Source organism: Cupriavidus sp. 05N39 (assembly GCF_056397325.1).
The window spans coordinates 52446-78107 of sequence record NZ_JBFTNE010000027.1 but is presented as its reverse complement, the minus strand read 5'-3'; the positions used below and the strand labels follow the sequence as shown (position 1 = coordinate 78107).

21 protein-coding genes and 2 pseudogenes are annotated in these 25662 nt (G+C 66.9%); 14 read left to right on the top strand and 9 right to left on the bottom strand.

Annotation, left to right across the window (positions count from 1 at the left end):
* Nucleotides 1-153: 153 nt before the first annotated feature.
* Genes AC1DN0_RS15340 through AC1DN0_RS15330 form a run of 3 tightly spaced genes read right to left on the bottom strand, consistent with a single transcriptional unit; the run spans nt 154 to nt 3115 of the window.
* Entirely contained in the window at nt 154-1626 is a 1473-nt protein-coding gene (locus tag AC1DN0_RS15340; RefSeq protein ID WP_051649221.1) for a LutB/LldF family L-lactate oxidation iron-sulfur protein, read from the bottom strand.
* Nucleotides 1623-2342, bottom strand: a complete 720-nt coding sequence (locus AC1DN0_RS15335) for a LutC/YkgG family protein (RefSeq protein WP_441631432.1) — start codon at nt 2340-2342, stop codon at nt 1623-1625. Before AC1DN0_RS15335 ends, AC1DN0_RS15340 begins: the two co-directional genes overlap by 4 nt.
* Nucleotides 2339-3115 (bottom strand): (Fe-S)-binding protein, encoded by a 777-nt coding sequence (locus tag AC1DN0_RS15330; RefSeq protein ID WP_441631430.1) that lies wholly within the window; start codon nt 3113-3115, stop codon nt 2339-2341. Before AC1DN0_RS15330 ends, AC1DN0_RS15335 begins: the two co-directional genes overlap by 4 nt.
* A 128-nt stretch (nt 3116-3243) precedes the next feature.
* Between AC1DN0_RS15330 and AC1DN0_RS15325 the strand changes: the two genes are divergently transcribed.
* Nucleotides 3244-3963, top strand: a complete 720-nt coding sequence (locus tag AC1DN0_RS15325) for a FadR/GntR family transcriptional regulator (protein ID WP_477103632.1) — start codon at nt 3244-3246, stop codon at nt 3961-3963.
* A gap of 156 nt (nt 3964-4119) precedes the next feature.
* Here AC1DN0_RS15325 and AC1DN0_RS15320 read toward each other — a convergent pair whose 3' ends face one another.
* On the bottom strand, nt 4120-5157 hold the full coding sequence (locus tag AC1DN0_RS15320; protein ID WP_477145829.1) for an AI-2E family transporter: 1038 nt from the start codon (nt 5155-5157) through the stop codon (nt 4120-4122).
* Between the two features lie 270 nt (nt 5158-5427).
* Nucleotides 5428-6465: a helix-turn-helix domain-containing protein gene (locus tag AC1DN0_RS15315; RefSeq protein WP_441631428.1), complete on the bottom strand. Its 1038-nt coding sequence runs from the start codon at nt 6463-6465 to the stop codon at nt 5428-5430.
* A 229-nt stretch (nt 6466-6694) separates the two neighbouring features.
* Here AC1DN0_RS15315 and AC1DN0_RS15310 point away from each other — a divergent pair.
* The 4 genes and pseudogenes from AC1DN0_RS15310 to AC1DN0_RS15295 all read left to right on the top strand — a co-directional run.
* A pseudogene (locus AC1DN0_RS15310) lies at nt 6695-7255 on the top strand (amino acid permease); the annotation flags it as partial.
* 104 nt (nt 7256-7359) lie between these two features.
* Nucleotides 7360-8742, top strand: coding sequence for an ethanolamine ammonia-lyase subunit EutB (locus AC1DN0_RS15305; RefSeq protein ID WP_441631426.1), 1383 nt, complete (start codon nt 7360-7362; stop codon nt 8740-8742).
* A gap of 13 nt (nt 8743-8755) precedes the next feature.
* Nucleotides 8756-9556, top strand: coding sequence for an ethanolamine ammonia-lyase subunit EutC (gene eutC / locus AC1DN0_RS15300; protein WP_441631424.1), 801 nt, complete (start codon nt 8756-8758; stop codon nt 9554-9556).
* Nucleotides 9557-9758: 202 nt separating this feature from the next.
* Nucleotides 9759-9938 (top strand): annotated as a pseudogene (locus AC1DN0_RS15295) (HigA family addiction module antitoxin); the annotation flags it as partial.
* Between the two features lie 17 nt (nt 9939-9955).
* On the opposite strand, the gene AC1DN0_RS15290 reads toward AC1DN0_RS15295, so the two are convergent.
* Together AC1DN0_RS15290 and pdxR are read right to left on the bottom strand one after the other, a co-directional pair.
* Nucleotides 9956-11380 (bottom strand): FAD-binding oxidoreductase, encoded by a 1425-nt coding sequence (locus AC1DN0_RS15290; protein ID WP_477145828.1) that lies wholly within the window; start codon nt 11378-11380, stop codon nt 9956-9958.
* Between the two features lie 136 nt (nt 11381-11516).
* Nucleotides 11517-13115, bottom strand: coding sequence for a MocR-like pyridoxine biosynthesis transcription factor PdxR (gene pdxR / locus AC1DN0_RS15285; protein ID WP_477145827.1), 1599 nt, complete (start codon nt 13113-13115; stop codon nt 11517-11519).
* Nucleotides 13116-13299: 184 nt separating this feature from the next.
* Here pdxR and AC1DN0_RS15280 point away from each other — a divergent pair, with 184 nt between their 5' ends.
* The 9 genes from AC1DN0_RS15280 to AC1DN0_RS15240 all read left to right on the top strand — a co-directional run bounded on the left by AC1DN0_RS15280 (nt 13300) and on the right by AC1DN0_RS15240 (nt 23905).
* A complete protein-coding gene (locus AC1DN0_RS15280) occupies nt 13300-14646 on the top strand; it encodes an ArgE/DapE family deacylase (RefSeq protein ID WP_276286008.1) in 1347 nt (448 codons plus the stop codon).
* 160 nt (nt 14647-14806) lie between these two features.
* Nucleotides 14807-16423 carry an ABC transporter substrate-binding protein gene (locus tag AC1DN0_RS15275; RefSeq protein WP_441631419.1) on the top strand — a complete coding sequence of 539 codons (1617 nt, stop codon included), beginning with the start codon at nt 14807-14809 and terminating at the stop codon, nt 16421-16423.
* Between the two features lie 158 nt (nt 16424-16581).
* A complete protein-coding gene (locus AC1DN0_RS15270; RefSeq protein WP_441631418.1) occupies nt 16582-17586 on the top strand; it encodes an ABC transporter permease in 1005 nt (334 codons plus the stop codon).
* Nucleotides 17583-18422 (top strand): ABC transporter permease, encoded by an 840-nt coding sequence (locus AC1DN0_RS15265; RefSeq protein ID WP_035859582.1) that lies wholly within the window; start codon nt 17583-17585, stop codon nt 18420-18422. The genes AC1DN0_RS15270 and AC1DN0_RS15265 overlap by 4 nt, the downstream gene beginning before the upstream one ends.
* An 18-nt stretch (nt 18423-18440) precedes the next feature.
* Complete coding sequence (locus AC1DN0_RS15260) at nt 18441-20078, top strand: ABC transporter ATP-binding protein (RefSeq protein WP_441631416.1); 1638 nt, start codon at nt 18441-18443, stop codon at nt 20076-20078.
* A gap of 154 nt (nt 20079-20232) precedes the next feature.
* Nucleotides 20233-20550, top strand: a complete 318-nt coding sequence (locus AC1DN0_RS15255) for a cupin domain-containing protein (RefSeq protein ID WP_441631414.1) — start codon at nt 20233-20235, stop codon at nt 20548-20550.
* A gap of 114 nt (nt 20551-20664) precedes the next feature.
* A complete protein-coding gene (locus AC1DN0_RS15250) occupies nt 20665-21744 on the top strand; it encodes a histone deacetylase family protein (RefSeq protein ID WP_441631438.1) in 1080 nt (359 codons plus the stop codon).
* Nucleotides 21741-22670 (top strand): DMT family transporter, encoded by a 930-nt coding sequence (locus tag AC1DN0_RS15245; RefSeq protein ID WP_441631412.1) that lies wholly within the window; start codon nt 21741-21743, stop codon nt 22668-22670. The genes AC1DN0_RS15250 and AC1DN0_RS15245 overlap by 4 nt, the downstream gene beginning before the upstream one ends.
* Nucleotides 22671-22906: 236 nt before the next feature.
* The gene (locus tag AC1DN0_RS15240) at nt 22907-23905 is read left to right on the top strand and encodes a Bug family tripartite tricarboxylate transporter substrate binding protein (RefSeq protein WP_477145826.1); all 999 of its coding nucleotides are present in this window, start codon (nt 22907-22909) and stop codon (nt 23903-23905) included.
* A gap of 171 nt (nt 23906-24076) precedes the next feature.
* On the opposite strand, the gene AC1DN0_RS15235 is transcribed toward AC1DN0_RS15240, so the two are convergent.
* Together AC1DN0_RS15235 and AC1DN0_RS15230 are read right to left on the bottom strand one after the other, a co-directional pair.
* Nucleotides 24077-24550: an aminoacyl-tRNA deacylase gene (locus tag AC1DN0_RS15235; protein ID WP_441631408.1), complete on the bottom strand. Its 474-nt coding sequence runs from the start codon at nt 24548-24550 to the stop codon at nt 24077-24079.
* A gap of 122 nt (nt 24551-24672) precedes the next feature.
* Nucleotides 24673-25623, bottom strand: coding sequence for a LysR family transcriptional regulator (locus AC1DN0_RS15230; protein WP_441631406.1), 951 nt, complete (start codon nt 25621-25623; stop codon nt 24673-24675).
* Nucleotides 25624-25662 lie beyond the last annotated feature (39 nt).

Sequence of the window (25662 nt, the reverse complement as noted above, 5' to 3'; positions counted from 1 at the left end):
TTTCTTGTCTTGCCAAGAAAGTAGGCAAAGAAGGCGCCCCATACGGCCTGGTACACCTTCACGGCTCGCTTCGCATCGCGCTGGGGTGTGGCCCGCGGGCGGGCCTACACATCGAATCCGCGCGCTTTCGTTGTGTTTGTTCCCGGTGCCGGCCTACTCTGCCTGTCCACGCTCGCGCAGCAAGTCCGACAGACTGCGCGGCGCTGGCGTAAGCGGCGCGCGGTGCCGTGTCCAGCCAAGCTGGCGCGAAGGCGTAAGCGCACGCAGCCGCGTTGCGGCCCAGCGGAACAGTCGGTAGGTGAAGGGATGTGCGAAGGCTCCGCTCCAGAAGCGCCAGACCAGGTGTTCGCTGCGGCTGAATTTCGCCCCCTGGCCTCGCAGCGGATGCGCTACCTGTTCGTCCGGATCGCGGTTGGCTTCGGTGCGCAGGCGGACCAGTAATTGCGGGATGGGGATGCGCACCGGGCACACTTCGCCGCAGGCGCCGCACAGGCTGGAGGCGGTGGCGAGATCGGCGGTGGCGTCGAGCCCGAGCAGGTGCGGCGAGATGATCTTGCCGATCGGGCCGGGGTAGGTGGTGCCGTAGGCATGGCCGCCAATGCGCGTGTACACCGGGCAGTGGTTCATGCACGCGCCGCAGCGGATGCATTGCAGCGTGGCGCGCAGTTGCTCGTCGGCGTAGGCCTGGCTGCGGCCATTGTCGAGCAGCACCAGGTGTACCTCGCGCGGGCCGTCGCGCTCGCCGGCGCGGCGCGGGCCGGAGATCAGGTTGAAGTAGGTGGTGATGGCCTGGCCGGTGGCCGAGCGCGTCAGCAGGCTGGCCAGCGGCACGATGTGCTCCAGGCGGGCCACCACCTTCTCCATGCCCATGATGGCGATATGCACGTCGGGCACGGTGGTGGAGAGGCGGCCATTGCCTTCGTTCTCCACCAGCCACAGCGTGCCGGTGTCGGCCGCGGCGAAGTTCACGCCGGACAGGCCGATATCGGCGTTGACAAATTCCTGCCGCAGCGCGCGCCGGCCGGTCTGGATCAGTTCGTCCACGTCCTCGGTGTAAGGCGTGCCGGGGATGTGCCGCTCGAACAGTTCGGCGATGTCGCCGCGCGTCTTGTGGATGGCGGGCATCACGATGTGCGACGGCTTCTCGCCGGCGAGCTGCACGATGTACTCGCCCATGTCGGACTCGATGCAGTCGATGCCGCGCTCGGCCAGGTAATGGTTCAGCTCGATTTCCTCGCTGGCCATCGACTTGCCCTTGATCACCCGCCGCGCCTGGCGTGCCTGCGCGATGCGGTGCACGATGGCGTTGGCTTCATCCGCGGTCTCGGCCCAGTGCACCTGCACGCCGGCTGCCGTGAGCTTGTCTTCGAGCTGCACCAGCAGGTCGGGCAGGCGCGACAGGGCGTGCTGGCGCACCGCTTCGCCCAGGTCGCGCAACTGTTCGAGTTCGTCGCCGTCGGGGAACTGCACCGAGCGCTTGGCCTGCAGGAAATCCATGGCGCCACGGAAGCTGCTGCGCAGCTTGGGGTCATCCAGCGCGGCGCGCGAGCGCGCCTTGAAGTCGGCGGCGGGGACGAAATGCAGGGGCGCGGCGCCTGCGGTGCCGGAGGTGTTCGGCGTACTCATTGGGCGGCTCCCGTTGCATCGCTGCGAGTGACGATGATCACCCACAGTTCGCGCGGACCATGCGCGCCGTAGGCCAGCGTCTGCTGGATATCGGAGGTTTTGGATGGTCCGGACACCAGCACCAGGTTGGTTGGCATCCCAGCGCTCCAGCGTTCGGCACGCGCGGCGGCATGCAGGTCGGGATGCAGGGTGTCGGCGTAGACCAGCGCGATATGCAGCGGCGGTACCAGCGAGACGGTGCGCGGCGTTTGCGCGTCGGGCGCCAGGATCAGCGTGCCGGTGCCGGCAATGCCGGAACGCGCGACGGTAAAGCCCGCGTCCACGGAGTCGAAGAGCTCGGATTTCCAGGCTTCGATGGGGCGGTCGTAGGCGATGGCCGCCACCGGGGCGTGCAGGGCACGCACAAGCGCTGCGCCTTCCGCGCCAGCAGGGTCCAGTAGCAGGCGCCGCACGCCGGCTGCGGCGAGCTTGTCTGCAAGTTGCGCGGGCCAGGCGTCGGCACTCGCGCACCAGGCTTGCGCGTGCGAAGCGCCCAGCGCGGCCTGCATGGCTTGCGCCAGTTCGATCGGGGTGGCAGGCACGGCGGATGCCGCCTCGCGGCGCGCCTGATAGTGCGCGTCGATGCTTGCGTCCAGCATGCTGGCATCGCTCGCGGCGGCCGGCGCTGCCGCGCGCAGCCTGCCCAGCATGCGCTCACGGGCATTCAGTGCGTTCATGCTTGGCCCCCGGTACGCCGCCACAGGAAGGTAGCGAGATGTTCCACCGGGAGCGCCGCGCCCTGGTGCCGGGCCGCATGCCCGATATTGAGCAGGCAGCCGCAGTCGGCGGAAACCAGCCGGTCGCAGCCGGTGGCGCAGGCCGAGGCGATCTTGTCCTGCACCATGGCACCGGAGATATCGGGATGCTTGAGCGAGAAGGTGCCGCCAAAGCCGCAGCATTCGGATTCGCGCTGGTGCTCGGCGCGCGTTACGCCGGGCAGGGCGTCGACCAGGGCTACGCCATGCTCGCGCGTACCCATTTCTCGACGCGCGGCGCAGGAGGTGTGCAGCACCACTGTTTCGGGCGGTTGCCCGGCCACGCCACTGACATCGAAGCGTACCTTCAGCACGTGCAGCAGGAATTCGCTTAGTTCGAACACGCGCTCGGCCAGTTCGCGCGCCTTGGGGCCCGCCACCGGGTCATGCTCGAACAGTTGGGGCCAGTGGTGCCGCATCATCCCGGCGCATGAGCCCGAGGGCACGATGACCGGCCACGGTTCGGCGAAGAGGTCCAACTGGGCCAGCGCTACCGTGTGCGCCTGCTCCGGGTTGCCGCTGCTGTATGCCGGCTGGCCGCAGCAGCTCTGGCCGCGCGGGAAGTGCACGGTCAGCCCTTCGCGCTCCATCAGGCGCACCGCATCCAGCCCGGCTTGGGGCACGAACAGGTCAACCAGGCAGGTGGCGAACAGGTAGACCTGTGCCGGGGCAGGGGGGTAGCGCCTTTGCTTCATGTCTCGCTCCGTGGGGCGGCTGCCTTGCTGTCAGGTCGGCCGGTGTTTGGGCGCATAATTCCGCGAGACGCGCGCCAGTTCAAATTGGTTGGACCAGGTGGATGCGCAGGGCGATTTCGGAGCTGGGGATGGCGGCGGGCATGCAGGCGCGGGGGCGCGTGGAAGAGGTCATGCGGAAACTGGAAACGGCCATGCTGGACGGCACCTGGCCGGCTGGCGCGCGCCTGCCCGCGGAGCGCCTGCTGGCGGCGCAGTACGGCGTGGCCCGCAACACCATCCGCGAGGCGATCCAGCGCCTGGCCGCGCGCGGGCTGCTGCAGAGCCGGCAGGGCGCCGGCGTGTTCGTCACCGACCAGTTGCGTACCGGGATGGCCTCGCCGTGGCGCCAGCTGGTGGCCGACCACCCCGTGCTGCGCGACGATATCCTGGAGTTCCGGCGCGTGCTGGAGGGCGCCACGGCCTATTTTGCCGCGCTGCGCGCCGATGCCGCCGATCTCAAGCGCATCCGCGGCCTGCTGCGCGCGCTGGAAACCTCCCGCGAGCAGGACGACAAGGCCGCCGAGGCCGAGGCGGATGCCAGGCTGCACGAGGCCATTGCCCAGGCCTCGCACAACACCATGTTCCTGCACCTGCATACCAGCGTGATCGGCATGCTGCGCGAACACATCACCATCAATGGCACCGGCCTGCGCGTGCAGGACGAGGACGCCTCGGCGCTATTGCTGCTGCAGCACCGCACGCTGTGCGAGGCGATCTGCGCGCGCCGGCCCGAGGAGGCGCGCACCGCCATGCAGACGCATATCGATTTTGTGCGCAGCCGGGTGGAAGAGGGTGGGGGTGGGGTCTAGGGTGGATTGGTCCAACCAGGGTGGGGAGCCTGGCGACTTGCGCCCTACTCGGCGCATCTTCGGCACGCGAGACAGCGCCGCGCGGCCCTCCCGATTTACCCTAGGTCTTCGGGACATCGGGGCGGCGGCGCGGCGCGAGCCGGCCAGGCCGCCGGCTCAGACCAGTCCCGCGTTGGACAGCTCGCGCTTCAGGTAGGCGTAGTAGATCGGCCCGGCAATCACGCCGGGGATGCCGTACAGCGATTCCATCAGCAGCATCACCGTCAGTAGCTCCCAGGCGGCGGCATTGATGCGCGCGCCGATGATGCGCGCGTTCAGGAAGTATTCGAACTTGTGGATCACCACCAGGTAGAACAGCGAAGCGATCGCCATCGGCAGCGAGATCGACAGCGAGGCCACCACGATGAAGGTGTTCGATATCAAATTGCCCAGCACCGGCAGCAGCCCGACCAGGAAGGTGAGCGCCACCAGCGTCTTGGTCAGCGGCAGGTGCACGCCGAACAGCGGCAACACCACCAGCAGGTAGACCGCCGTCAGCACGGTGTTGATCAGCGAGATCTGCACCTGGGCGAAGATGAACTGCGAGAAGGCCAGTTGCAGGTTGCGGGCGCGTTCCACCAGCGCCGTGGCCAGCGGCCTGCGGTTGGGCTTGGAGATGRCGCGGTACAGGGCGACCATGGCGCCGATCACGAAGCCGATCAGGATGTGCGCCAGGGTGCGCAGCACTTCGGCGCCCAGCTTTTGAGCCATCTGCGCGTGCTCGCGCAGCCAGTCGATCAGTGTGTTGGCGAGTTCGTCCACCCCGCGCGGCAGCGCGTCGCTGACCCATACCGGCAACTGGGCCCGGGACTTGTCGATGATGTCGGCGGTGCGGATCAGCAGGGTGTCCAGGGTATTGCCGTCGCCGCTGACGAAGCGTACGACTGCCCAGCCTCCCAGCGTCAGTCCCAGCAAGGTGACCGCCGACAGGATAGCCACTGCCAGGGCGTCGTGACGCTGGTGCAGGCGCACCAGCTTGGGGGCCAGCACGTCCACCAGGGAGTACAGCAGCAGGCCGGCCAGCAGGGCTGCCACCAGGTTGGCCTGCATCACTGTCCAGAGCGCCAGGGCGGTCAGGATATAGGCGGCCGTGCCGATGCTGAACCACTTTGCTTCCGGCAGGCGGGGCAAGTGTGGCGGATCGGGTTGATTCATAGGTCTCCTGCTTGGGGGGGGCCGTGGGACGGCCGGGCGTCTGTGGATTGTACGGCGCTTGATTGGGGGGTGGGGGATTGGGGTGTTGCTGGGGGGAGTATTGAGGGGCGTTGGGGGCTGGCTGCGGGCTACTCAAACATGGCCCCCTCTTTTCCGCTCTTTTTGCCTGCCGACGAGGCGCCCCATACGGCCTGGTACACCTTCACGGCTCGCTTCGCATCGCGTGGGGGGCTCGCTTCGCATTGCCTGGGGGCTTGCGGTCGGCGTTGTCTAGTTCGGGCGGCTTTGCCCGGTTGGTCCGCGCAGGGCCGCCGATGGCAGTTCGCCGAACATGCGGCGGTAGTCCTGGGCGAACTGCGACAGGTGATGGAAGCCCCAGGCTCCAGCTATGTCGGAAACGGTGCGGTGGCCGTTGCCGGACTTGAGGTCGCGGCGTACGCCGTTCAGGCGCAGGGCGCGCAGGTAGGCGGCGGGTGACATGCCGGCTACGTCTTCAAAGCAGTATTGCAGCGCGCGCCGGCTCAGGTGGAAATGCCGGCACAGGTCCGGCACGGTGATGGGGTCCGCGGCATGGGCCAGCAGGTAGTCGCGGATGCGCTGTACGGTGCGTTGGCGGTTGACGTGCGTGACGGTGGCGCGTTGCGCGCTGTCGCTGGATGCCATCAGCAGGGTCACCAGGCTGCCCAGCAGCCGTTCCTGCAGGTCGCGGCAGAACAGCGCCGGGTCGGCCCGGTCGGCTACATCCATCGCGTGGTGGCCCGCAGCTTCGGAAAGAATCTCCATCAGCGCGCGGCACAGCCGTGCGCGTGCCCACGGCTGGACCGACAGCACCTCGCGCTGGCCGAGCACGCTGGCCGGGTCGCGATGCTCTACTTCCTCCATGTAGCGGGCGAACTCGGCGGTCTCCACCACGATGCCGAAGATGCCGAAATCCTCCGGCGTGCGCAGTTCGAACTCGGTGCCTCCGGGCCGCACGGCAATGGCCGTGGGCGCGATGGCAATCCCGCCCACCGTGGCCGGGGCCTGGACCGAGGGCAGCGGCACGCCGAACCACATCGCGTCGGGCCAGGCCATGCACGACTGCCGCAGGCTGCGGTTGGTGCGCTCGATAAATACCTGCGCATGCGGCAGCCATAGCTCACGGACCTCGCCGGCGAAGTGGCCGGGAGAGAGCTGGTCGTAGGTCTGGGTCCAGCGCGACAGGTTGCTGGCGTGCTCGTCGGCATCGTGCGCGGCGGTGACGCGGAAGATGCCGTGGCGGCCGGCGCTAGTGTTGCTGTCGGTGCTGCGATCGAACGTAGCGCTCATGGCGAAGATGGGGGCATTCGGTGCAAAGCGTCTCTCCCGCAAGTTTCATTCCAGCGTCGGGATGCAGCATCCGTTGCGCCGGCGCCCTTGCCTGCTGTCTTTGCACGGGTCCAAGGCAATGCTGCCAATTTTCGATAACGCTGCCCGCACGGTTTTGGCGATGATGCCGGAAATGCCACCGCCAAGGCAATGCACCGCGGTGGCAAACCGCCCCGGAGAAACCCTAGCCATGTCCAGCCAGCCCCACGCATCGCCGCTCTCGTCCTCCCCTTCGTCCGGTGGCGCCAAGACCCTGACGCAGACGCTGGGCACCGTACAGCTCTGGGGCATCGCCGTGGGGCTGGTGATCTCGGGCGAGTACTTCGGCTGGAGCTTCGGCTGGGCCAGCGCCGGCACGCTCGGCTTCATGGTCACGGCGGTGGCGGTGGCGACCATGTACGCCACCTTCATCTTCAGCTTCACCGAGCTGATCACCAGCATCCCGCATGCCGGCGGGCCTTTCGCCTATGCGTATCGCGCGTTCGGGCCTGGCGCGGGCTATCTCGCGGGGCTGGCTACGCTGATCGAGTTCGTGTTCGCGCCGCCGGCCATTTCGCTGGCCATCGGCGCCTACCTCAATGTGCAGTTTCCGGGGCTCGATCCCAAGATGGCCGCGGTGGGCGCCTATATTGTGTTCATGGGACTCAATATCATCGGTGTGCGCATTGCGGCCACCTTCGAGCTGGTGGTGACGCTGTTTGCCATCTTCGAGCTGCTGGTCTTCATGGGCGTGCGGGCCGTGGGCTATGCGCACTACCACTGGCGCGGGCGGCACCAGGGCGCGCACTGCGACCTGGCCCGCAGCGGGCCGCAGGTGCCGGCTCCCGTGGCCGCCCCCGCCGACTGAGACGCACTATGGCCTTCACCCACACCGTTGCCTCGCGGCGCCATCTCTTCGCCGATCTCAAGGCCCTGCTCGCCAAGGCCAGCCCCGCACGCTCGGGCGACTACCTGGCGGGGCTGGCGGCCGCCAGCGAGGAAGAACGCATGGCCGCGCGCATGGCGCTGGCCGAGGTGCCGCTGGCGCATTTCCTGAACGAAGCGCTGGTGCCATACGAAGAGGACGAAGTCACGCGCCTGATCGTCGACCGCCATGACGCGCACGCCTTCCGCGAGATCGCGTCCCTCACCGTAGGCGACTTCCGCAACTGGCTGTTGCTGCACGAGACCGATTCCGCCGTGCTGGCCCGCGTGGCGCCGGGCGTTACGCCCGAGATGGCCGCCGCCGTGAGCAAGCTGATGCGCAACCAGGACCTGGTCGCGGTGGCGCGCAAGTGTCGCGTGGTCACGCGTTTCCGCAACACCATCGGCCTGCCCGGCAGGCTCTCGGTGCGGTTGCAGCCCAATCATCCCACCGACGATGCCCGCGGCATTGCCGCATCGATGATCGATGGCCTGCTGTATGGCTGCGGCGATGCCACCATCGGCATCAACCCGGCTACCGACAATCTCGGTGCCATCGTCACCCTCATGCGCCTGATCGACGACCTGCGCCGCCGCTACGACGTGCCCACGCAGTCATGCGTGCTGACCCACGTCACCAATACCTTGCGCGCCATCGAGCAGGGCGCCCCGGTGGACCTGGTGTTCCAGTCGGTGGCCGGCAGCGAGCGTGCCAACGCGGGCTTCGGCATCAGCCTGGCGCTGCTGGCCGAGGCGCATGACGCCGCGCAGAGCCTGGGGCGCGGCACGGTGGGCAACAACGTGATGTACTTCGAGACCGGCCAGGGCAGCGCGCTATCCGCCAACGCGCATCACGGCGTGGACCAGCAGACCATGGAAACCCGCGCCTATGCGGTGGCGCGCGAGTTCTCGCCGCTGCTGGTGAATACGGTGGTGGGCTTTATCGGCCCGGAATATCTCTACGACGGCAAGCAGATCATCCGCGCCGGGCTGGAGGACCACTTCTGCGGCAAGCTGCTCGGCGTGCCGATGGGCTGCGACGTCTGCTACACCAACCATGCCGAGGCCGACCAGGATGACATGGACACGCTGCTGACGCTGTTCGGCGTGGCGGGCATCAACTTCATCATGGGCGTGCCCGGCGCCGACGACATCATGCTGAACTACCAGAGCACCTCCTTCCACGACGCGCTCTACCTGCGCGACACGCTGGGCCTGCGGCCCGCGCCGGAGTTCGAGGCCTGGCTGCAGGCGATGGGCATCTTCGGCGAGGACGGGCGGCTGCTTGAACTCGCCGAGCGCCAGCCGCTGCTGCAGCTTGCCCACGGTTTGTGAGACATCGCCAGCCATGAGCCGCAAACTGATCCAGGACAACCCGTGGCAGCGCCTGCGCCAGTTCACTGCCGCGCGCATCGCGCTGGGCCGTGCCGGCCACAGCCAGACCACGGAGGCCGTGCTCGCCTTCGGGCTGGCGCACGCGCAGGCGCGCGACGCCGTGCATCTGCCGCTGGCGCGCGCGGCCATCGAGCAGGCCCTGCGCGACGCGGGTCTTGGCTGCGTGCCTGTGCACAGTGCCGCGCCAGACCGTCAGCACTACCTGCGCCGCCCCGACCTGGGCAGGCAGCTTGATGACGACAGCCGCACACGGCTGGCGCAGGCCAGGCCCGCCGAAAAGCCTGACGTGGTGTTCGTGATCGCCGACGGCCTTTCCGCGCTGGCCGCCGAGCGCCACGGCGTGGCCCTGTTGCTGGCCGTGCGCGAACGCCTGCCGGACTGGCGCATCGGGCCGGTGGTGGTGGCCGAGCAATCGCGCGTGGCGTTGGGCGACGAGGCCGGGCACCTGCTCGGCGCGCGCCAGGTGGTGATGCTGATCGGCGAGCGGCCCGGGCTGAGTTCGCCGGACAGTCTCGGCATCTATCTCACGCATGACCCGCGGCCCGGGCGCAGCGACGCCGAGCGCAACTGCATCTCCAATGTGCGGCCGGAAGGGCTGCCCTACGCACAGGCCGCCGACAAGCTCGCCTTCCTGCTGCGCGGCGCGCTGGCGCTGGGGCGCAGCGGCGTGGACCTGAAGGACGACAGCGAGCACGCGGCGTTGCCCGAGGCAGCGCCGGGCACGCTGCCTGCGTCCGGCGCAAAGACTGACTGAGGCCGTGGTGAGCGCAGTCGGCACCGCGCTCACCGGACAGCCTCGCCATCCGGCCTGTCTGCGGCCGAACCTTCACCTTTTACGCCGGTCCTATGGCAACCCGGCCAGCCGAGCGCTCGCGACCGCGCATTCGACGGTAATACGCAGGGGGCCTGATCCAATCCCTGCCAGGCACGGCCCCGCGCCTGCTTGCTCCGATCTCCTGGTCGTTTATCGCGAGGAGTTTCTCGCGCCTCTGGGCATGAGCGCCAATGCGCTCGCCGTGGCACTGCATGTGACCGCAGCCCGCATCAACGACATCGTGCGCGAGCTTCGGGGGATTACGCCGGACACCGCTCTCCGGCTGGTGCGCCACTTCGGCGGCGACGCTGAATCCCGTTTGGCGACATTGCGCCTTCCTCAATCCGGATCAAACACCCGCCCTGGGCTGAGGATGTTGTGTGGATCCAGCGAGCGCTTGAGCAGGCGCATCAATCCCAGTTCCTCCGGCGTGCGCGAGCAGTGCAGGTAGGGCTTCTTGTGAAAGCCGATGCCGTGCTCGGCAGAGACGCTGCCCTTGAACTCCCGCACCACGCCGTACATCACGTCGGAGATCTCGTGCTCCGGGAAGTCTGCGTCGGTAGYGCCCGGCAGGTACACGCTGACGTGCAGGTTGCTGTCGCCCACGTGACCGAAATTGACCAGTTCCGCATGCGGCCACACGGCCAGCATGCGTGCGCGCAGCGTGTCGGCGAATTCGCCGATGCGGCCGATCGGCAGGCTCACGTCGTAGGCGGCATTGGGCGCCCACATCACCGGGAATTCGGCGACCGCGTCGCGCAGTTGCCAGAAGCTCTCCGCTTCCTTGTTGCTGGAGGCCACCGCCGCGTCCCGGATCAGGCCGGCTTCCATGGCGGACTCCAGCATGCCTTCGAAGGCCGCGGCATCCTGCGCGTCGTCATTGCCCTGCAGGTCGAGCAACACATAGAAGGGATGGCCTTCGGGCAGCGGCGCGCGCACGCCGGCCACGCGCGTGGTCACGAGGTTGTAGAAGTCCGCCCACATCGCCTCGAAGGCGGATAGCCGGCCCGAGAGCTTGCGCTGCGCATGGCGCAGCAGGCGCACCACGTCGTCGTAGCTTTCGAGCGCGCACAGCGCCGTCTGCGTGGCCGCCGGCAGCGGCGCCAGCCGCAGCACGGCACGCGTGATCACGCCCAGCGTGCCTTCGCTGCCCACGAAGAGCTGGCGCACGTCATAGCCCGCATTGTTCTTCTGCATCTTGTTGAGCGACGAGACCACCGTGCCATCGGCCAGCACCGCTTCCAGCCCCAGCACCTGGTCGCGCATCATGCCGTAGCGGATCACGCGGTTGCCGCCCGCGTTGGTGGCGATATTGCCGCCGATCTGGCAACTGCCACGCGCGCCCAGATCCACGGCCAGCAGCCAGCCGGCCGCGCGCGCGGCTTCCTGCGCGGCCTGCAGCGTGGTGCCCGCCATCACCGTCATGGTGCCGGCTTGCGCGTCGATCTCTTCCACGCCGCGCATGCGCTCCAGCGACAGCACCACCTCGCCGCCCTCTGGCGTGGCGGCGCCCGCCAGCCCGGTCAGTCCGCCTTGCGGCACCACAGGCTGATGCAGCCGGTTGCACAGCGCCAGCACGGCCGCTACCTCCTCCGTATTGCGCGGGCGCACCACCGCCAACGGCGGCACCGCGCCGAGCGGTGCGTACCAGTCCTTGCGGAAACGGGTTTCGATGGCGTCGCCCGTCTGCAGGCCGGCGGCGTCGAGCAGGCCGGCAAGTTCGGTGAGCAGGGTGGCGGACTGGGCTGGCGCGTTGCTTGGCATAGGGGGGAGGCGGTGAAGGGGAAGAACAAGGACGCTAATGCTATGGAAGGATCGGCCTTGCGTTAAGGGCCAATCCAGCGGGAGGCGATGGCACCATCGCACGGCGCCGCGCGCATGGCAAGCCGCGCACGCGCCATCACGCGCCGCTCCACGCCTCCCGGTTGATGGCCGCCGCAGGCGCGCGGCGCGGTGCCTGCGTGCGTGCCAGGTGCTCCAGCGCGGGTTCGATCACCTCCGCCAGCTTGTTGAATGCAGGCGCGATCTCGGCTTCCGGCACGCAGGCATAGCCCAGCAGCAGGCCCTGCTGCGTCGCCTGCGCGGGATCGGAGAAATAGCGCGACAGCGGCCGCGTGGACAGGCCCTGGGTACGCGCCGCCATGCTGATGCCGAGATCGTCGGCGCCCGGCGGCAGGTGGAGCACCATGTGCAGGCCGGCCTCGTGCGTGGACGTGGGCCAGGCCGCGCCGAGGCGCGCCGCGATGGACTCGCGCAGCAGGCCCTGGCGTTGTGCGTAGCGCTGACGCATGCGCCGGATATGCGTGGCGTAATGCCCTTCCTCGATAAAGTCGGCGAGCACCGCCTGCTGTACCAGTTGTCCCTCGCGGAACAACTCCGAAAGCCCTGTGGCGAAGTGCGGCGCGAGCGGCTTGGGCAGCACCATGAAGCCCATGCGCAAGCCGGGGAACAGCGTCTTGGAGAACGTGCCCATGTAGATCACGCGGTCGTGTTCGTCCAGCCCTTGCAGCGAGGCCAGCGGCCGGCCTTCGAAACGGAATTCGCTGTCGTAGTCGTCCTCCACGATCCAGGCGCCGCGCTGGCGTGCGTATTCCAGCAGCATGCGCCGGCGCGACAGGCTCATCACCATGCCCAGCGGATACTGGTGCGAGGGCGTGGCAAAGATAAAGCGCGGCGGATTCTGCAAAGTAGCCGCATCCGGGGCGAGCCCCTCGCTGTCCACGGGGACCGGAATGGTCTCGATGCCCGCGCTGTTCAGCAGGCTGCGGGTGCCCCAGTAGCCCGGGTCTTCCATCCACGCCTTGTCGCCGACGTCGCCCAGAAGGCGGGCGATCAGGTCGATGGCCTGGTGGATGCCGGTGGTCAGGATGATCTGCTCGGGCTCGCAGYGCACCGAGCGCACCAGCCGCAGGTGCTCGGCCAGCACGCGGCGCAGCGGCATGTAGCCGCCGTTATGGGCATAGGTCAGCAGTTCGGGGCGCGGCGCGCGCCAGTGCTTGTTCAGCAGGCGTGCCCACACGGCGTGCGGAAACAGCGACACGTCGGGTACGCCCGCAACGAATGCGCCCCATTGCCGATCCGATGCACCGGAGTGCGATATCAGGTGCTGGCCGCGGCGCGAAAGCGTGAACCGGTTCGGGTTCTGCTGCATCGCAGGCACTGCCATGGTGCCACTTTGCGCCCTGTGGTTGTGCAATGCACTATGGTCGGGAAAACTTTGCGACACGAAGGTGCCACTTCCGCTCGCCGCTGTGACATAGCCTTCCGCGAGCAACTGCTCATAAGCGTAAAGCACGGTATTGCGGGAAACCCCTACCTCTTTCGACAGCAGGCGCGAGGCGGGCAGCTTGGTGCCCGCAACCAATGATCCGGCAAGGATTTCCTGGCGAATGATCTCGTAGAGCTGGCGGTTCATGTGCGCGCCATTCTTGTCCGTCGCGCCGTCCGCAGGCCGCTCCAGACGCTGCAACAGCAGCTCGGACAGAATCGTCTCTTTCAAAGCGGCCCCTAGTGAAAAGAAAAATATGGATCTATGTATGGTACCAATGATCCGCTAAGTTTCCACCCATCATATTTCGAGCGTCGTTTTCCTGAACGGCGTTTTGCCGATCCGGCCTATCCGGCCGAGTTGCCCTCTCCGGACACACGCCCGCTGCGTGCACCGGACCCCCGTGGAGCCACTTATGCATCGTCCTGCAGGCAGTTCCGGTTTGTCCTCCATTGCTACCCCCACGCTTTCCACCGACGACATCGCCGCCGCAGTGCGCGCGCTGGAGCCGTACATGGTGCGCACGCTGTCGGAGTTCGTGGCGGCGCCCAGTCCCTCCGGACAGGAACAGCCGGCCGTGGCGTTCATGGAAGGCGCGCTGCGCGAACTTGGCCTGGAGCCCGAGCGCATCTACCTGCGCAGCGAGACGCTCAAGGACCTGCCGCTGTTCTCGCCGCCGTGCTGTCCGGACGGCGGCCGCTACAACCTGCTGGCCACGCACAGGCCGGTGGCCAAGGGCGGCCGTTCCGTGTTGTTCAACGGCCATCTGGATGTGGTGCCCACCGGACCGGAATCGATGTGGCGCCAGTCGCCCTATGCGCCCTTCGTCGAGGACGGCTGGCTGTTCGGCCGCGGCGCGGGCGATATGAAGGCCGGCATCATCTGCACGCTCGCCGCCTACAAGGCGCTGAAGGACCTCGGCGTGCAGCCCGCCGGCGCGGTCGGTTTCAACTCCGTGCTCGAAGAAGAGAACACCGGCAATGGCGCGCTCGCCACCGTGGCTGCGCTGCGCAGCGCGGTGGGCGCCGGCAAGCTGGCTTCCTTCGACACCGTGGTGATTCCCGAGCCGCTGGGCGAGAGCCTGATGAGCGCGCAGATGGGCGTGTTCTGGATGTTCGTGGAACTGACCGGGCGGCCCGCGCACGCGGCCTACATGACCAGCGGCGTGAACCCGGTGGAAGCCGGCATCGAAGTGATGGCCGGCCTGCGCAAGCTCGAGGCCGAGTGGAACCTGCCCGAGAACCGTCCCGCAGCCTATCGCGACCACGCCCACCCGATCAACTTCAACCTTGGCCAGATCCAGGGCGGCGAGTGGAATTCGTCGGTGCCCTGCACCTGCACGCTGGGGATCCGCATCGGCTTCTACCCGACCATGAGCGTGACCGATGCCAAGGCGCGGGTCGCGGCCTGCGTGCAAGCCACGCTGGATCGCCTGGCCAGCAACCTGACACTCAATATCCGCTACGAAGGTTTCCACGCGCCCGGTTGCGAGTTCGATCTCGATGTGCCCAGCATGCAGGCGCTGGGCGAGGCGCACCGCAAGGTCAATGGCGAGGCAGTGCGGCGCGAGGCCACCACCGCCACCACCGATGCGCGGCATTTCCGCCTGATGCTGGAAACGCCGGTGACCTGCTACGGACCGCAGGCCCGCAACATCCACGGCATCGACGAGTCGGTTTCCATCGAAAGCATGGTGCGCGTCGCCACCACGCTCGCGCAGTTCATGCATGACTGGTGCGGTGTCGAGCCGGTCGCTACCTGAGTCAACGCGTCAATGCGTCAATGCGTCGGCGCGTCCGCATGGCGGCGCGCGGCACTCGCGCGGCTTGACGGGGCTGCATGAGGTGCCATGGACCCAGGCAATCGAAGTTAGTCGTCTTCCGTATCCGCAGATCACGATCACCACCACAGGAAACTGACCGATGAAACACCTCACCCAACACCTGAAAAAGAGCTTTGGCAAAAGCCTGGTGTCGATGGCGCTGGCCACCGCCGGCCTGGCCCTGGCACCGGTACTATTGCCCGCGGGCAACGCTGCCGCGCAGACCGCCGGCGGCACATTGTCCGGCATCGTGCAACCCGAACCGCCGATCCTGATCAGCGCGATGAACTCGCAGGCGCCCACGCAATACATCGCCGGCAAGATCTACCAGGGCCTGCTGACCTACGGCCCCGACCTGAAGCCGCGCCCGGAACTGGCCAAGTCGTGGAAGATCTCGCCCGATGGCCTGACCTACACGTTCGAGTTGCAGAGCGGCGTGAAGTGGCATGACGGCAAGCCCTTCACCTCCGCCGACGTGGTGTTCTCGATCGACAAGATGCTGCGCGAAGTCCACGTGCGTACCCGCGCGGTGCTCAACAAGTACGTGGAGTCGATCCGCGCGGTGAACGACAGCACGGTCGAGATCAAGCTCAAGGAAGCCTTCCCGCCGTTTATCTCGATGTTCGAGACCGGCACCATGCCGATGATGCCCAAGCACATCTACGACGGCACCGATTACCGCAACAACCCCGCCAACCAGAAGCCCGTCGGCACCGGCCCCTTCGTGTTCAAGGAGTGGAAGAAGGGCGCCTATATCAAGCTGGCCAAGAACCCCAACTACTGGAAGAAGGGCAAGCCCTACCTGGATGAGCTGGTCTTCTACGTGATCCCGGATTCGGCCTCGCGCGCGGTCGCCTTCGAGAAGGGCGACGTGCAGGTGCTGCGCGGCGGCGACGTCGACAACGTGGACGTCAAGCGCCTGCGCACGCTGCCCAATGTGGAATACACCACCAAGGGCTGGGAGCTGTTCTCGCCCATGTCGAACCTGCTGATGAACACGCGCAAGCCGCCGTTCAACAACGTCAAGGTGCGCCAGGCGGTGATGCACGCGCTCAATCGCAAGATGATCGTGGACAACATCTTCTTCGGCATGGGCAAGCCGGCGATCAGCCCGTTCGCCTCGGCCACGCTGTTCTTCGACAAGAACACGCCGGCCTATGATTTCAACCTGAAGAAGGCGCGCGAGCTGATCAAGGAGTCCGGCGTCAACGTGGGCCAGTACCCGGTCAAGATCCTGTCCACGTCCTACGGCGCCAACTGGGACCGCCTTGACGAGTACATGAAGCAGATGCTGGAACAGCTCGGCTTCAAGGTCAGCATCGAGTCCGCCGATGCCGGCACCTGGTCGGCCCGCGTCAGCAACTGGGACTTCGACCTGACCGCCACCTACACCTACCAGTACGGCGATCCGGCGCTGGGCGTGGAACGGCTCTACGTGACCAAAAACATCGTCAAGGGTACGCCGTTCGCCAATGTACAGGGCTACAGCAATCCGCAATCGGATGAACTGTGGGCCAAGGCCAGCATCACCATGGACCCGGCGGAGCGCCAGAAGCTCTACACCGAGGTGCAGAAGATCCTGATGACGGAAGTGGCCGCGGGCAACCTGTTCGAGCTGGAGTTCCCCACGCTGTACCGCAAGAACGCCAAGAACCTCGTGACCACCGCCATCGGCCTGAACGAGTCGTTTGACAACGTCTCCATCGAGAAGAACTGAGTACGCGAGTACGAAGCCGCCAGTAAGTTCGCGCGCCGGGCAACCCGCCCGGCGCGCGCGAGATGGTGCCGGCCAAGCCCGTCGCCGCCGCGCTCCGCCAGGACTGCGGTGATGGCGCGGCCGGCCCGGGCCCAGCGTTTGCCCGTGTGGAGCATGCCGTGAATTTTCTCTCTTTCCTGCTATCCCGGCTGTGGAAGGCCCTCGTGGTCGTCCTCGGCGTGGTCATCATCAACTTCTTCCTGATCCGCATGGCGCCGGGAGACCCAGCCACCGTGCTGGCGGGCGAGGCCGGCGCGGGCGATGCCGCCTTCGTGGGCCAGTTGCGCCAGCAGTTCGGGCTCGACCAGCCGGTGCTGACGCAGCTTGGCATCTACCTGAAAGGCGTGGCCACGCTCGATCTCGGCTACTCCTATCGCAATCACCTGCCGGTGCTCGACCTGATCCTGGACCGGCTGCCCGCCACCATCGTGCTGATGAGCGGCGCCTTCGTCTTCTCCCTCGTGCTCGGCGTGTTCCTGGGCGTGGTCTCGGCGCGCACGCGCTATGAGAACAAGCGGCGCTGGATCGACAGCGCGGTGATGTCCGGCGCGCTGCTGCTGTACGCCACACCGCTGTTCTGGCTGTCGCTGATGGCCATCATCCTGTTYTCGGTGGTGCTGGGCTGGCTGCCCGCCTTCGGCATGGAAACCATCGGCGCCGGCTATACCGGCATGGCGCGCGTGCAGGACGTGGCGCTGCACATGATCCTGCCCACCATCTCGCTGGGCTGCTTTTTCATGGCGGTGTATGTGCGCCTGACGCGGGCGTCGATGCTGGAAGTGATGGGTATGGACTTTGTCAAGACCGCGCGCGCCAAAGGCGTGCCCTCCGGGCGCGTGATCCGCGTGCATGTGCTGCGCAACGCATTGTTGCCGGTGATCACCTTTGCCGGTATCCAGCTTGGCCAGATGGCGGGCGGCGCGGTGCTGACCGAAACCGTCTTCTCCTGGCCGGGCATCGGCCGGCTGATGTTCGATGCCCTRCTGCAGCGTGACTACCAGCTGCTGCTCGGCATCTTCTTCGTCACCTCGGCGCTGGTGGTGTTCTTTAACCTGGTGACGGACATCGTCTACCGCTTTATCGACCCGCGCATCTCGGTGGGCGGCAAGGGAGCCACGGCATGAAAGCCTTCGCACAACGTTATTGCCGCAACTACGGCGCGGTGATCGGCCTGGTCGTGCTGCTGCTGGTGGTGGCCGTGGCGCTGCTGGCGCCGGTGCTGTACGAGGAGTCGCCCTGGCTGATGGTGGGCGATCCGCTGGTGCGCCCGTTTGCCGAAGCGGCCTTTCCCTTCGGCACCGACATGCTCGGGCGCGACATCACCGCCGGCATGCTGTACGGCGCGCGCGTCTCGTTGCTGGTGGGCGTGATCTCCACCGGCGTGGCGCTGGTGTTCGGCATCCTGATCGGCTCGGTGGCCGGCTATTGCGGCGGCCGCATCGACGACGCGCTGATGCGCTTCACCGAGTTCTTCCAGACCATTCCGCAACTGGCGATGGCAGTGGTGATCGTGGCGATCTTCAATCCCACTATCTACTCCATCGTGGCCGCCATCTCGGTGGTGTCGTGGCCGCCGGTCGCGCGGCTGGTGCGCGGCGAGTTCCTCACCCTCAAGCAGCGCGAATTCGTGCAGGCCGCGGTGGTGATCGGGCAGAAGCCGCTGAGGATCATCCTCACGCAGATCCTGCCGAACGCCATGTCGCCCATCATCGTGTCGGCCTCCTTCATGGTGGCGACCGCGATCCTGACCGAGTCGGCGCTGTCCTTCCTGGGCCTGGGCGACCGCAACATGATGAGCTGGGGCTTCATGATCGGCGCGGCCCGCACCATGATCCGCGAAGCCTGGTGGATGAGCGTGTGGCCCGGCGTGGCCATCCTGCTGACGGTGCTCTCCATCAACCTGATCGGCGAAGGCCTGAACGACGCCATGAACCCGCAACTGCGCCGCCGAGGCGAGTAAGCACAAGGAATACGCACCATGCAAGCACCAGACAAGCTACCGCTGCTATCCGTGCGCGACCTCACCATCGCGCTGCCCGCCGGCGGCGACCGCGCGCACGCGGTGAAGGACGTGAGCTACGACCTGCACGCCGGAGAGATCCTCTGCATCGTCGGCGAGTCCGGCTCGGGCAAGTCGATGAGCGCCAACGCCATCATGGGCCTGCTGCCGCCCTACCTGAAGCCGCGGGGCGGCCAGATCCTGTTCCAGGGCAAGGACCTGCTGGCACAGGACGAGCAGACCCTGCTGTCCATGCGGGGCAAGGAAATGGCGATGGTGTTCCAGGAGCCGCTATCGGCCCTGAACCCCGTGATGACGGTAGGCGACCAGATCGCCGAGGTCATGCGCGTGCACGACGCCTGTCCGGGCGAGGCGCGTACCCGGCGTGTACTGGAGTTGCTGGCGTTCGTGGGCCTGCCCGATCCCGCTACGCTGATCCACAGCTATCCGTTCCGCCTGTCCGGCGGGCAGCGGCAGCGCGTAGTGATCGCCATGGCGCTCGCGCTGGAGCCGGCGCTGCTGATCGCCGACGAACCCACCACGGCGCTCGACGTCACCACGCAGGCCCAGATCCTGGCGCTGATCAAGCGCATCCAGGCGGAGAAGGGTATGGGCGTGATGTTCGTCACGCATGACTTTGGCGTGGTGGCGGAGATCGCCGACCGCGTCGCGGTGATGGAGAAGGGCGTGCTGGTGGAAGTCGGGACGGTGCAGCAAGTGCTCAACCACCCGCAGCATCCCTATACCCGCCGCCTGATCGGCGCGGTGCCGCACGGACGCGCCAAGGCGCGCGACCAGCAGGCGGCCGAGATCGTGCTGGATGTGCGCGGGCTGCGCAAGACGTACTCTTCCGGCGGCGGTCTGTTCAGCAAGAAGCGCGTGGTCAACGCCGTGGACGGCGTGAGCTTCAGCGTGCGGCGCGGCCAGACGCTGGGCATCGTCGGCGAATCCGGTTCGGGCAAGTCCACCATCGGCAAATGCCTGCTGAAGCTGACCGATATCGACGGCGGCGAGCTGCTGTTCGACGGGCAGGATATCGCGCGCCTGTCCGAGCGCCAGTTCCGTCCGCTGCGCAGCGACGTGCAGATGATTTTCCAGGACCCGTTCGCCTCGCTCAACCCGCGTCATACGGTGGGGCGCATCATCACCGACGGCCCGGTGGCCAACGGCGTGCCGCTGGCCAGGGCGCAGACCCGCGGCCGCGAACTGCTGCAGCTGGTAGGGCTGGAGGCGTCCGCCTTCGACCGCTATCCCAACCAGTTCTCCGGCGGCCAGCGCCAGCGTATCGGCATCGCGCGTGCGCTGGCGCTGGAGCCGAAGCTGCTGGTGGCCGACGAATCCGTCTCCGCGCTCGATGTCTCGGTGCAGGCGCAGGTGCTGCAACTGCTGAGCGACCTGCAGAAGCGGCTCGATATCGGCCTGATCTTCATTACCCACGACTTGCGTGTTGCCGCCCAGATCTGCCACCACGTGATCGTGATGCACAAGGGCAAGGTGGTGGAGTCCGGACCGCCCGGCCAGATCTTCGACGCGCCGCTGCACGATTACACGCAGCGGCTGATTGCCGCGATTCCTGGCAAGGAGTGGGACCCGACGCTGATCCGCGCCGCTGCCTGAAGCCGCGCGCGCCATGCGGCCCGCGAGCGCGCCCAGGTGCTGCGCGCCAGGTACGAACTGATGCTGGCCAACGCCCGCGACCTCGCCGGGCGGGGTGGACCGCTAAGCCGCCAGGCCTTTGCCACAACACATATCGCTTTCAGGAGCATCCGCCATGAGCAGACCCCAGGCCGTCCCCACCGTGCAGGTCGACAACGACCGCGTGGTCGTCACCGAGTGGCGCTTCGCGCCGGGCGCGGAGACCGGCCATCATCGCCATGGCTACGACTACGTGGTGGTGCCGATGACCACCGGCGCGCTGCGGCTGGAGACGCCGGCCGGCGAGGTCGTCAGCCAGCTCGTGGCGGGCCGCGCCTACTACCGCGGCGCGGGCGTGGAGCACAACGTGATCAACGCGCATGACGGCGAATGCGTGTTCGTGGAAATCGAAATCAAGCAAACCGCCGCGCAGCCGCCCGCCACGGGCGACTGAGTGGCAAGGGGTCCAGGCCGGCGATAACGACAACGCGCAAGCTCAGGCGACGTGGTGCCAGGGGCGCCACCCGGCGGCCCGGAAACCGTGAGTCTCACCTTTACAAAAACCATCATGCGCGCCTTCTTCTCGGATGACCAACTGCTGCACCAGCCCCGCCAGTTCATGCGCGCGGGCCGCTTGTGCGAACCTACCGACGTGCCCGCCCGCGCCCACGCGCTGCAACGTGCGCTGGCCGGGCGCGGCATTGCGCTGGCCGAGCCGGCGGACTTCGGCCGCGCGCCGCTGGAGGCGGTGCACAGCCCGGCATATCTCGATTTCCTCGGCTACGCTTACGAACGCTGGATGGCGCTGGCGCGCCCCGGCTTCGAGCCGGGCATCGAAGTGCTGCCAAATCTCTCCCCGTACTACAACGGCCGCGTAGACCAGCCGCGCCGCGTGCCGTGCCCGACCGATTCCATCATCGCGCAGGCTGGTTACTACCTCGGCGACCTGAGCGCGCCGCTCGGGCCGCATAGCTGGCGTTCCATCCTGCGCTCCGCGCACAGCGCCGTGGCCGCGGCCGGGTACGTCTGCGAGCAGCAGGACCGGCAGGGTGTCGCGTACTCGCTGTCGCGCCCGTCCGGCCACCATGCGCACAGCGACCGCGCGGTGGGCTTCTGCTATGTCAACAACTCGGCCATCGCCGCCGAGACGCTGCTCAAGCGGTTCGACAAGGTAGCGGTGCTCGACGTGGACGCCCACCACGGCGATGGCACCCAGCAGATCTTCTACCAGCGCTCCGACGTGATGACGATCTCGCTGCACGCCGACCCCAGCGCGTATTACCCCTTCTATACCGGCTACGCCAACGAGCGCGGCTATGGCGCGGGCTACGGCTACAACCTGAACTTCCCGCTGCCGCACGACACCGGGGATGCCGGCTTCCTGGGCGCGCTCGACAACGCGCTCGACGCGCTGCGCGACTACCGGCCGCAGGCGCTGGTACTGGCGCTGGGCTTCGACACCTATATCCACGATCCCATCAGCGTATTGCGCGTCGGGCTGGACGCGTACCGTGGCATCGGTGAGCGCATCAATGCGCTGGGCGTGCCCACGGTGGTGGTGCAGGAGGGCGGCTACGAGGTGGAGGCGATCGGTCCCGCGCTCGACGCTTTCCTGTCTGGCCTTGTCCCTGCGATGGCCGGGGTATGAGCGATCCGGGGCACGCAGGCGCGGCGGGCTGGTGGCGCGGTGGCCTGATCTTTCTCTGCGCGGTGGCGTTGTTCGCCACCGTGGATGCCACCGCCAAGCATCTGGTGGGGCGCTATCCCGCGCCTTTCCTCAATGCTGTGCGCTATGCCATTACCGCCACCGTGGCCATCGCCATGCTGGCGGGCTCGGGACGCCTGCGCTTCTGGCGCACGCCCCACCGCGGGATGYTGGCGCTGCGCGGCGTGATGCTGGCGCTGGTGGGCACCTGCTTCATGACCGCGCTGCTGTGGATGCCGCTGGCCGAGGCCACGGCGATCTACTTCATGTCGCCGCTGGTCATCGTCGCGCTCTCGCCGTGGCTGCTGGGCGAGCGCGTGGGGCCGCGCAAGTGGGTGGCGGTGGCGGCGGGCTTCGCGGGCATGCTGCTGATCGTGCGGCCCGGCGGGGAACTGTCGGCAGTGGGCACGGTGCTGATGGTCGCCGCGGCGGTGGCGTATGCCCTGCTGCAGCTGCTGACGCGGCGCCTTGCCGGGAAGGTGGAGGCGGGCGTGCAGTACGGTTTCGCGGCGGTGATCTGCATGATTGCCACAGGGTTGCCGGCGCCGTTCTTCCTGCCCGCGGCATGGCCTGGCATGGCAGACTGGCTGGCCATTCTCGCCATGGGATTCATGAGCGCGATCGCACAGGTGCTGCTGATCCTCGCTCTGCAGCGCGCGCCGGCATCCACCGTGGCGCCGCTCAATTATTGCCATTTGCTGCTGGCGCTGGTGTACAGCGCGCTGTGGTTCGGCCGCTGGCCGGATGGTCCCGCCATGGCGGGTATCGCGCTGATCATCGCAGCCGGGCTGTCGCTGACGTTGCCGCAGCGGGCCGGGGCCGATGCGGGAAATCGCCTTCGTTCCACTTCCATCGCGGAATCATCATGAGTGATTTGCGCGCGCCCAAACCGGTGCGCCGCGCAGGCAATATGCACTAACGGCGGAAGGCCGGATACCCAACACGGTGCGCCAGCATCTCAAAGCGATGGTAGCGATGGGGGCGGCTTGGTCGCGCCCTGAAAATGCCGGAGTTTACTGCGAGCCGGATGGCACGGGGCTTGCTGCTGATGCGTATCCGCCGTCCTTTGGATCACGACGGTTCACTACCAGAAGCCAGGAATCCCATGACCTTCCCTTTGCTCCAAAGCCGCACCGTCGCCGCGCTGGCCGCCATGCTTGCCACCAGCCTCATTGCCGCCGCCCCTGCCTCTGCCCAGGCCCGGCATGACTGGCCCACTCAGCCGGTGCGCATTGTCGTCCCCTTCCAGGCTGGCTCCGCCACCGACCTGATCACACGCCAGCTCGGTATGGGCCTGGGCCGCGAATATGGCCAGACCTTCGTGGTCGAGAACCGTCCCGGCGCCGCCGCCATGATCGGCAGCGAGGCCGCCGCGCGCGCGCCCGGCGATGGCTACACGCTGCTGATGTCCGGTCCCGCCTCCATGGTGACCAACCGCTTTCTGTACAAGAAGCTCAGCTACGATCCCGATGCTTTCGAGAAGGTCGCGGTGGTGGCCTTCAYGCCGAATATTTTGCTGGCCAGTCCTGACCAGCCCTTCAAGACGCTGCCGGAAATGATCGCCTATGCCAAGGCCAATCCGGGCAAGCTGACCTACGCCTCGTTCGGCGCCGGTACCACCTCGCATATGGCGGGCGAGATGCTCAAGGCGCTGGCCGGAATCGATATCGTGCACGTGCCGTACAAGGGGGCGGGGGAGGCGATTCCCGCACTGCTTTCGGGACAGGTATCGATGTATTTCGATACGATCATGACGGGCCTGCCTTATGTGAAGGCGGGCAAGTTGCGGGCGCTGGGCGTGTCGAACAGCAAGCGTTCGGCGATGGCGCCGGAGATTCCTACGATTGCCGAGCAGGGGTATCCGGGGTTCGATATTGCGCCCTGGTATGGGATCGTTGCGCCCAAGGGCACGCCGGCGGAGGTGGTTGCCAAGTTGAATGCATCGATCAACAAGCTGCTTAAGGATCCAGGCTTTCGGGAGAAGCTGGCGGCTACTGGTGCCGAGCCGCGAGGGGGCTCGGTGGCGGATTTTGGGGCGATGGTTGGGGCGGAGATTCCGCGGACGGAGAAGTTGGTCAGGCAGGCCGGGGTTAGTTTGCAGTAGGGTGGTTTGGTGAATTGCAGTGTTGGAGGCTTTGACGTCAAAGGCCTTACTTCAAAAGCTTAAAGTCAAAGGCAGTTTCACCACCCCTGCGCGGCCTGGTAGGTAAACCTTCACGGCTCGCTTTGCATCGTGCTGTGTGTGGCCCGCTCGCGGGCCACACACTTCGGTTTGCTACATCATGCGGCGCGAGAAATGCCCTTGTTCTGCTCCTGCCATCAGGTCTGCGAACTGGTCGCCGCTCATGTGGACGAGTTGCTGGTGGTCGCCTGCCTCGAAGAATACTTCCGGCTGGGCCAGCAGGCTGTCATCGAGATAGGTGTGCATGCCGTAGGCCATGGCGACTGGCGGAATGGCGCCGAGATCGCAATCCTTGAAGACTTCGCGGATTTCGTCTTCATGCGCCAGTACCAGCGTGCGCCCGGTTTGCGCGCAGATGGCGGCGAGGTTGAGGTGGTGGCTGGACGGGATCACCGCGGCTACGTAGCCGATGTCATCCTCCAGCAACAGGGTCTTGGCCAGGCGATCTCCGGGAACGTGCGCAGCCTCTGCAGTGGCCATGCTGCTGAGGGTGTAGGGATGGCGGATGGTGTCGAAACGGCTGTTCCTGCTGTTGAGGCAATTTGCCAGGGTGGTAGCCAAGGCCATGATGCGTCTCCTTCGCTGTACGTGCGGCGGCCACGGGGGCGGGCCCCTGCGTTTCCTACTATAGTCCGTGCCCCCGCCGGCTGCGCTGCTATCCGCCTTGCCCGCGTTGCCTCGCGTCGCCGTCATGCCTCGTCGTCCGCTTGCGCGGGGGCGGCCTGGCGCGGCTGGGGCCACAAAGCCTGCAATTCGGTCTTGAGGAAGTTCAGCAGGTAACGCGTGGCCATGGTCTGGTAGCGGTTCGGCATGGTCAGCATATAGAGACGGCTACCGAATACGCTGATCTGGTAGTCCGCCAGCACGGGCAGCAAGGCGCCCGTGTCGAGCTCCGCGCCGACAGCGTAGAGCGGGAAGATGCCCAGGCCGAGATCGCCCATCACGCCATCCTTCAGGAAGGCGAAGTTCTCGGAACTCAGCGTGGGCTCCAGCGACACTTGCTCGCGTGCGGCGCCGCTGCCATTGCCGCGCGTGCCGAAGGCCTTGAGCTTCTGGCCGATGGGCGAGGCGCAGACGATGGCGTGGTCCTTGAGATCGGCCAGCTCGCGCGGAGGCGGCTGCGTGGCCAGGTAGCCTGGCGATCCGCACACCACCCATTCGACCACGCCGATCTCGGTCGCTACCACTGAATCCGGTGGCGTGGAGATGATGCGCAGCGCCACTTCCACATCCTCGGACACCAGGTTGTGGATGCGGTTGTCGAACACCACGTCGAGCGTGATGTCGGGATAGCGGTGCTTGAACTTCACCAGCAGCGGCGACAGCATCGAATGCCCCAGCCCGGTGGGTACCGACAGGCGTACGTGGCCTTGCAGGCTCTTGCCCATGCTGTTGATCAGCGCGTTGGCCGCCGCCACTTCGCCCAGGATGTTGCGGCCGTGCTCGTACAGCCCCGCGCCCACTGGCGTGGGTTCGACATGGCGGGTGGTACGGCGCAGCAATTGCACGCCCAGTTCTTCTTCAAGGGCCTTCAGGTGGTAGCTCACGTTGGCGCGGGTCATCTTGAGCTTGCGCGCGGCAGCCGAGAGGTTGCCGGCGTCGACGATGTCCACGAAAAGGCGCAGGGCGTTCAGGTCCATGTGGCGGGTTGGTTCCTTCGGGTGAAAACGTGCCGGCAG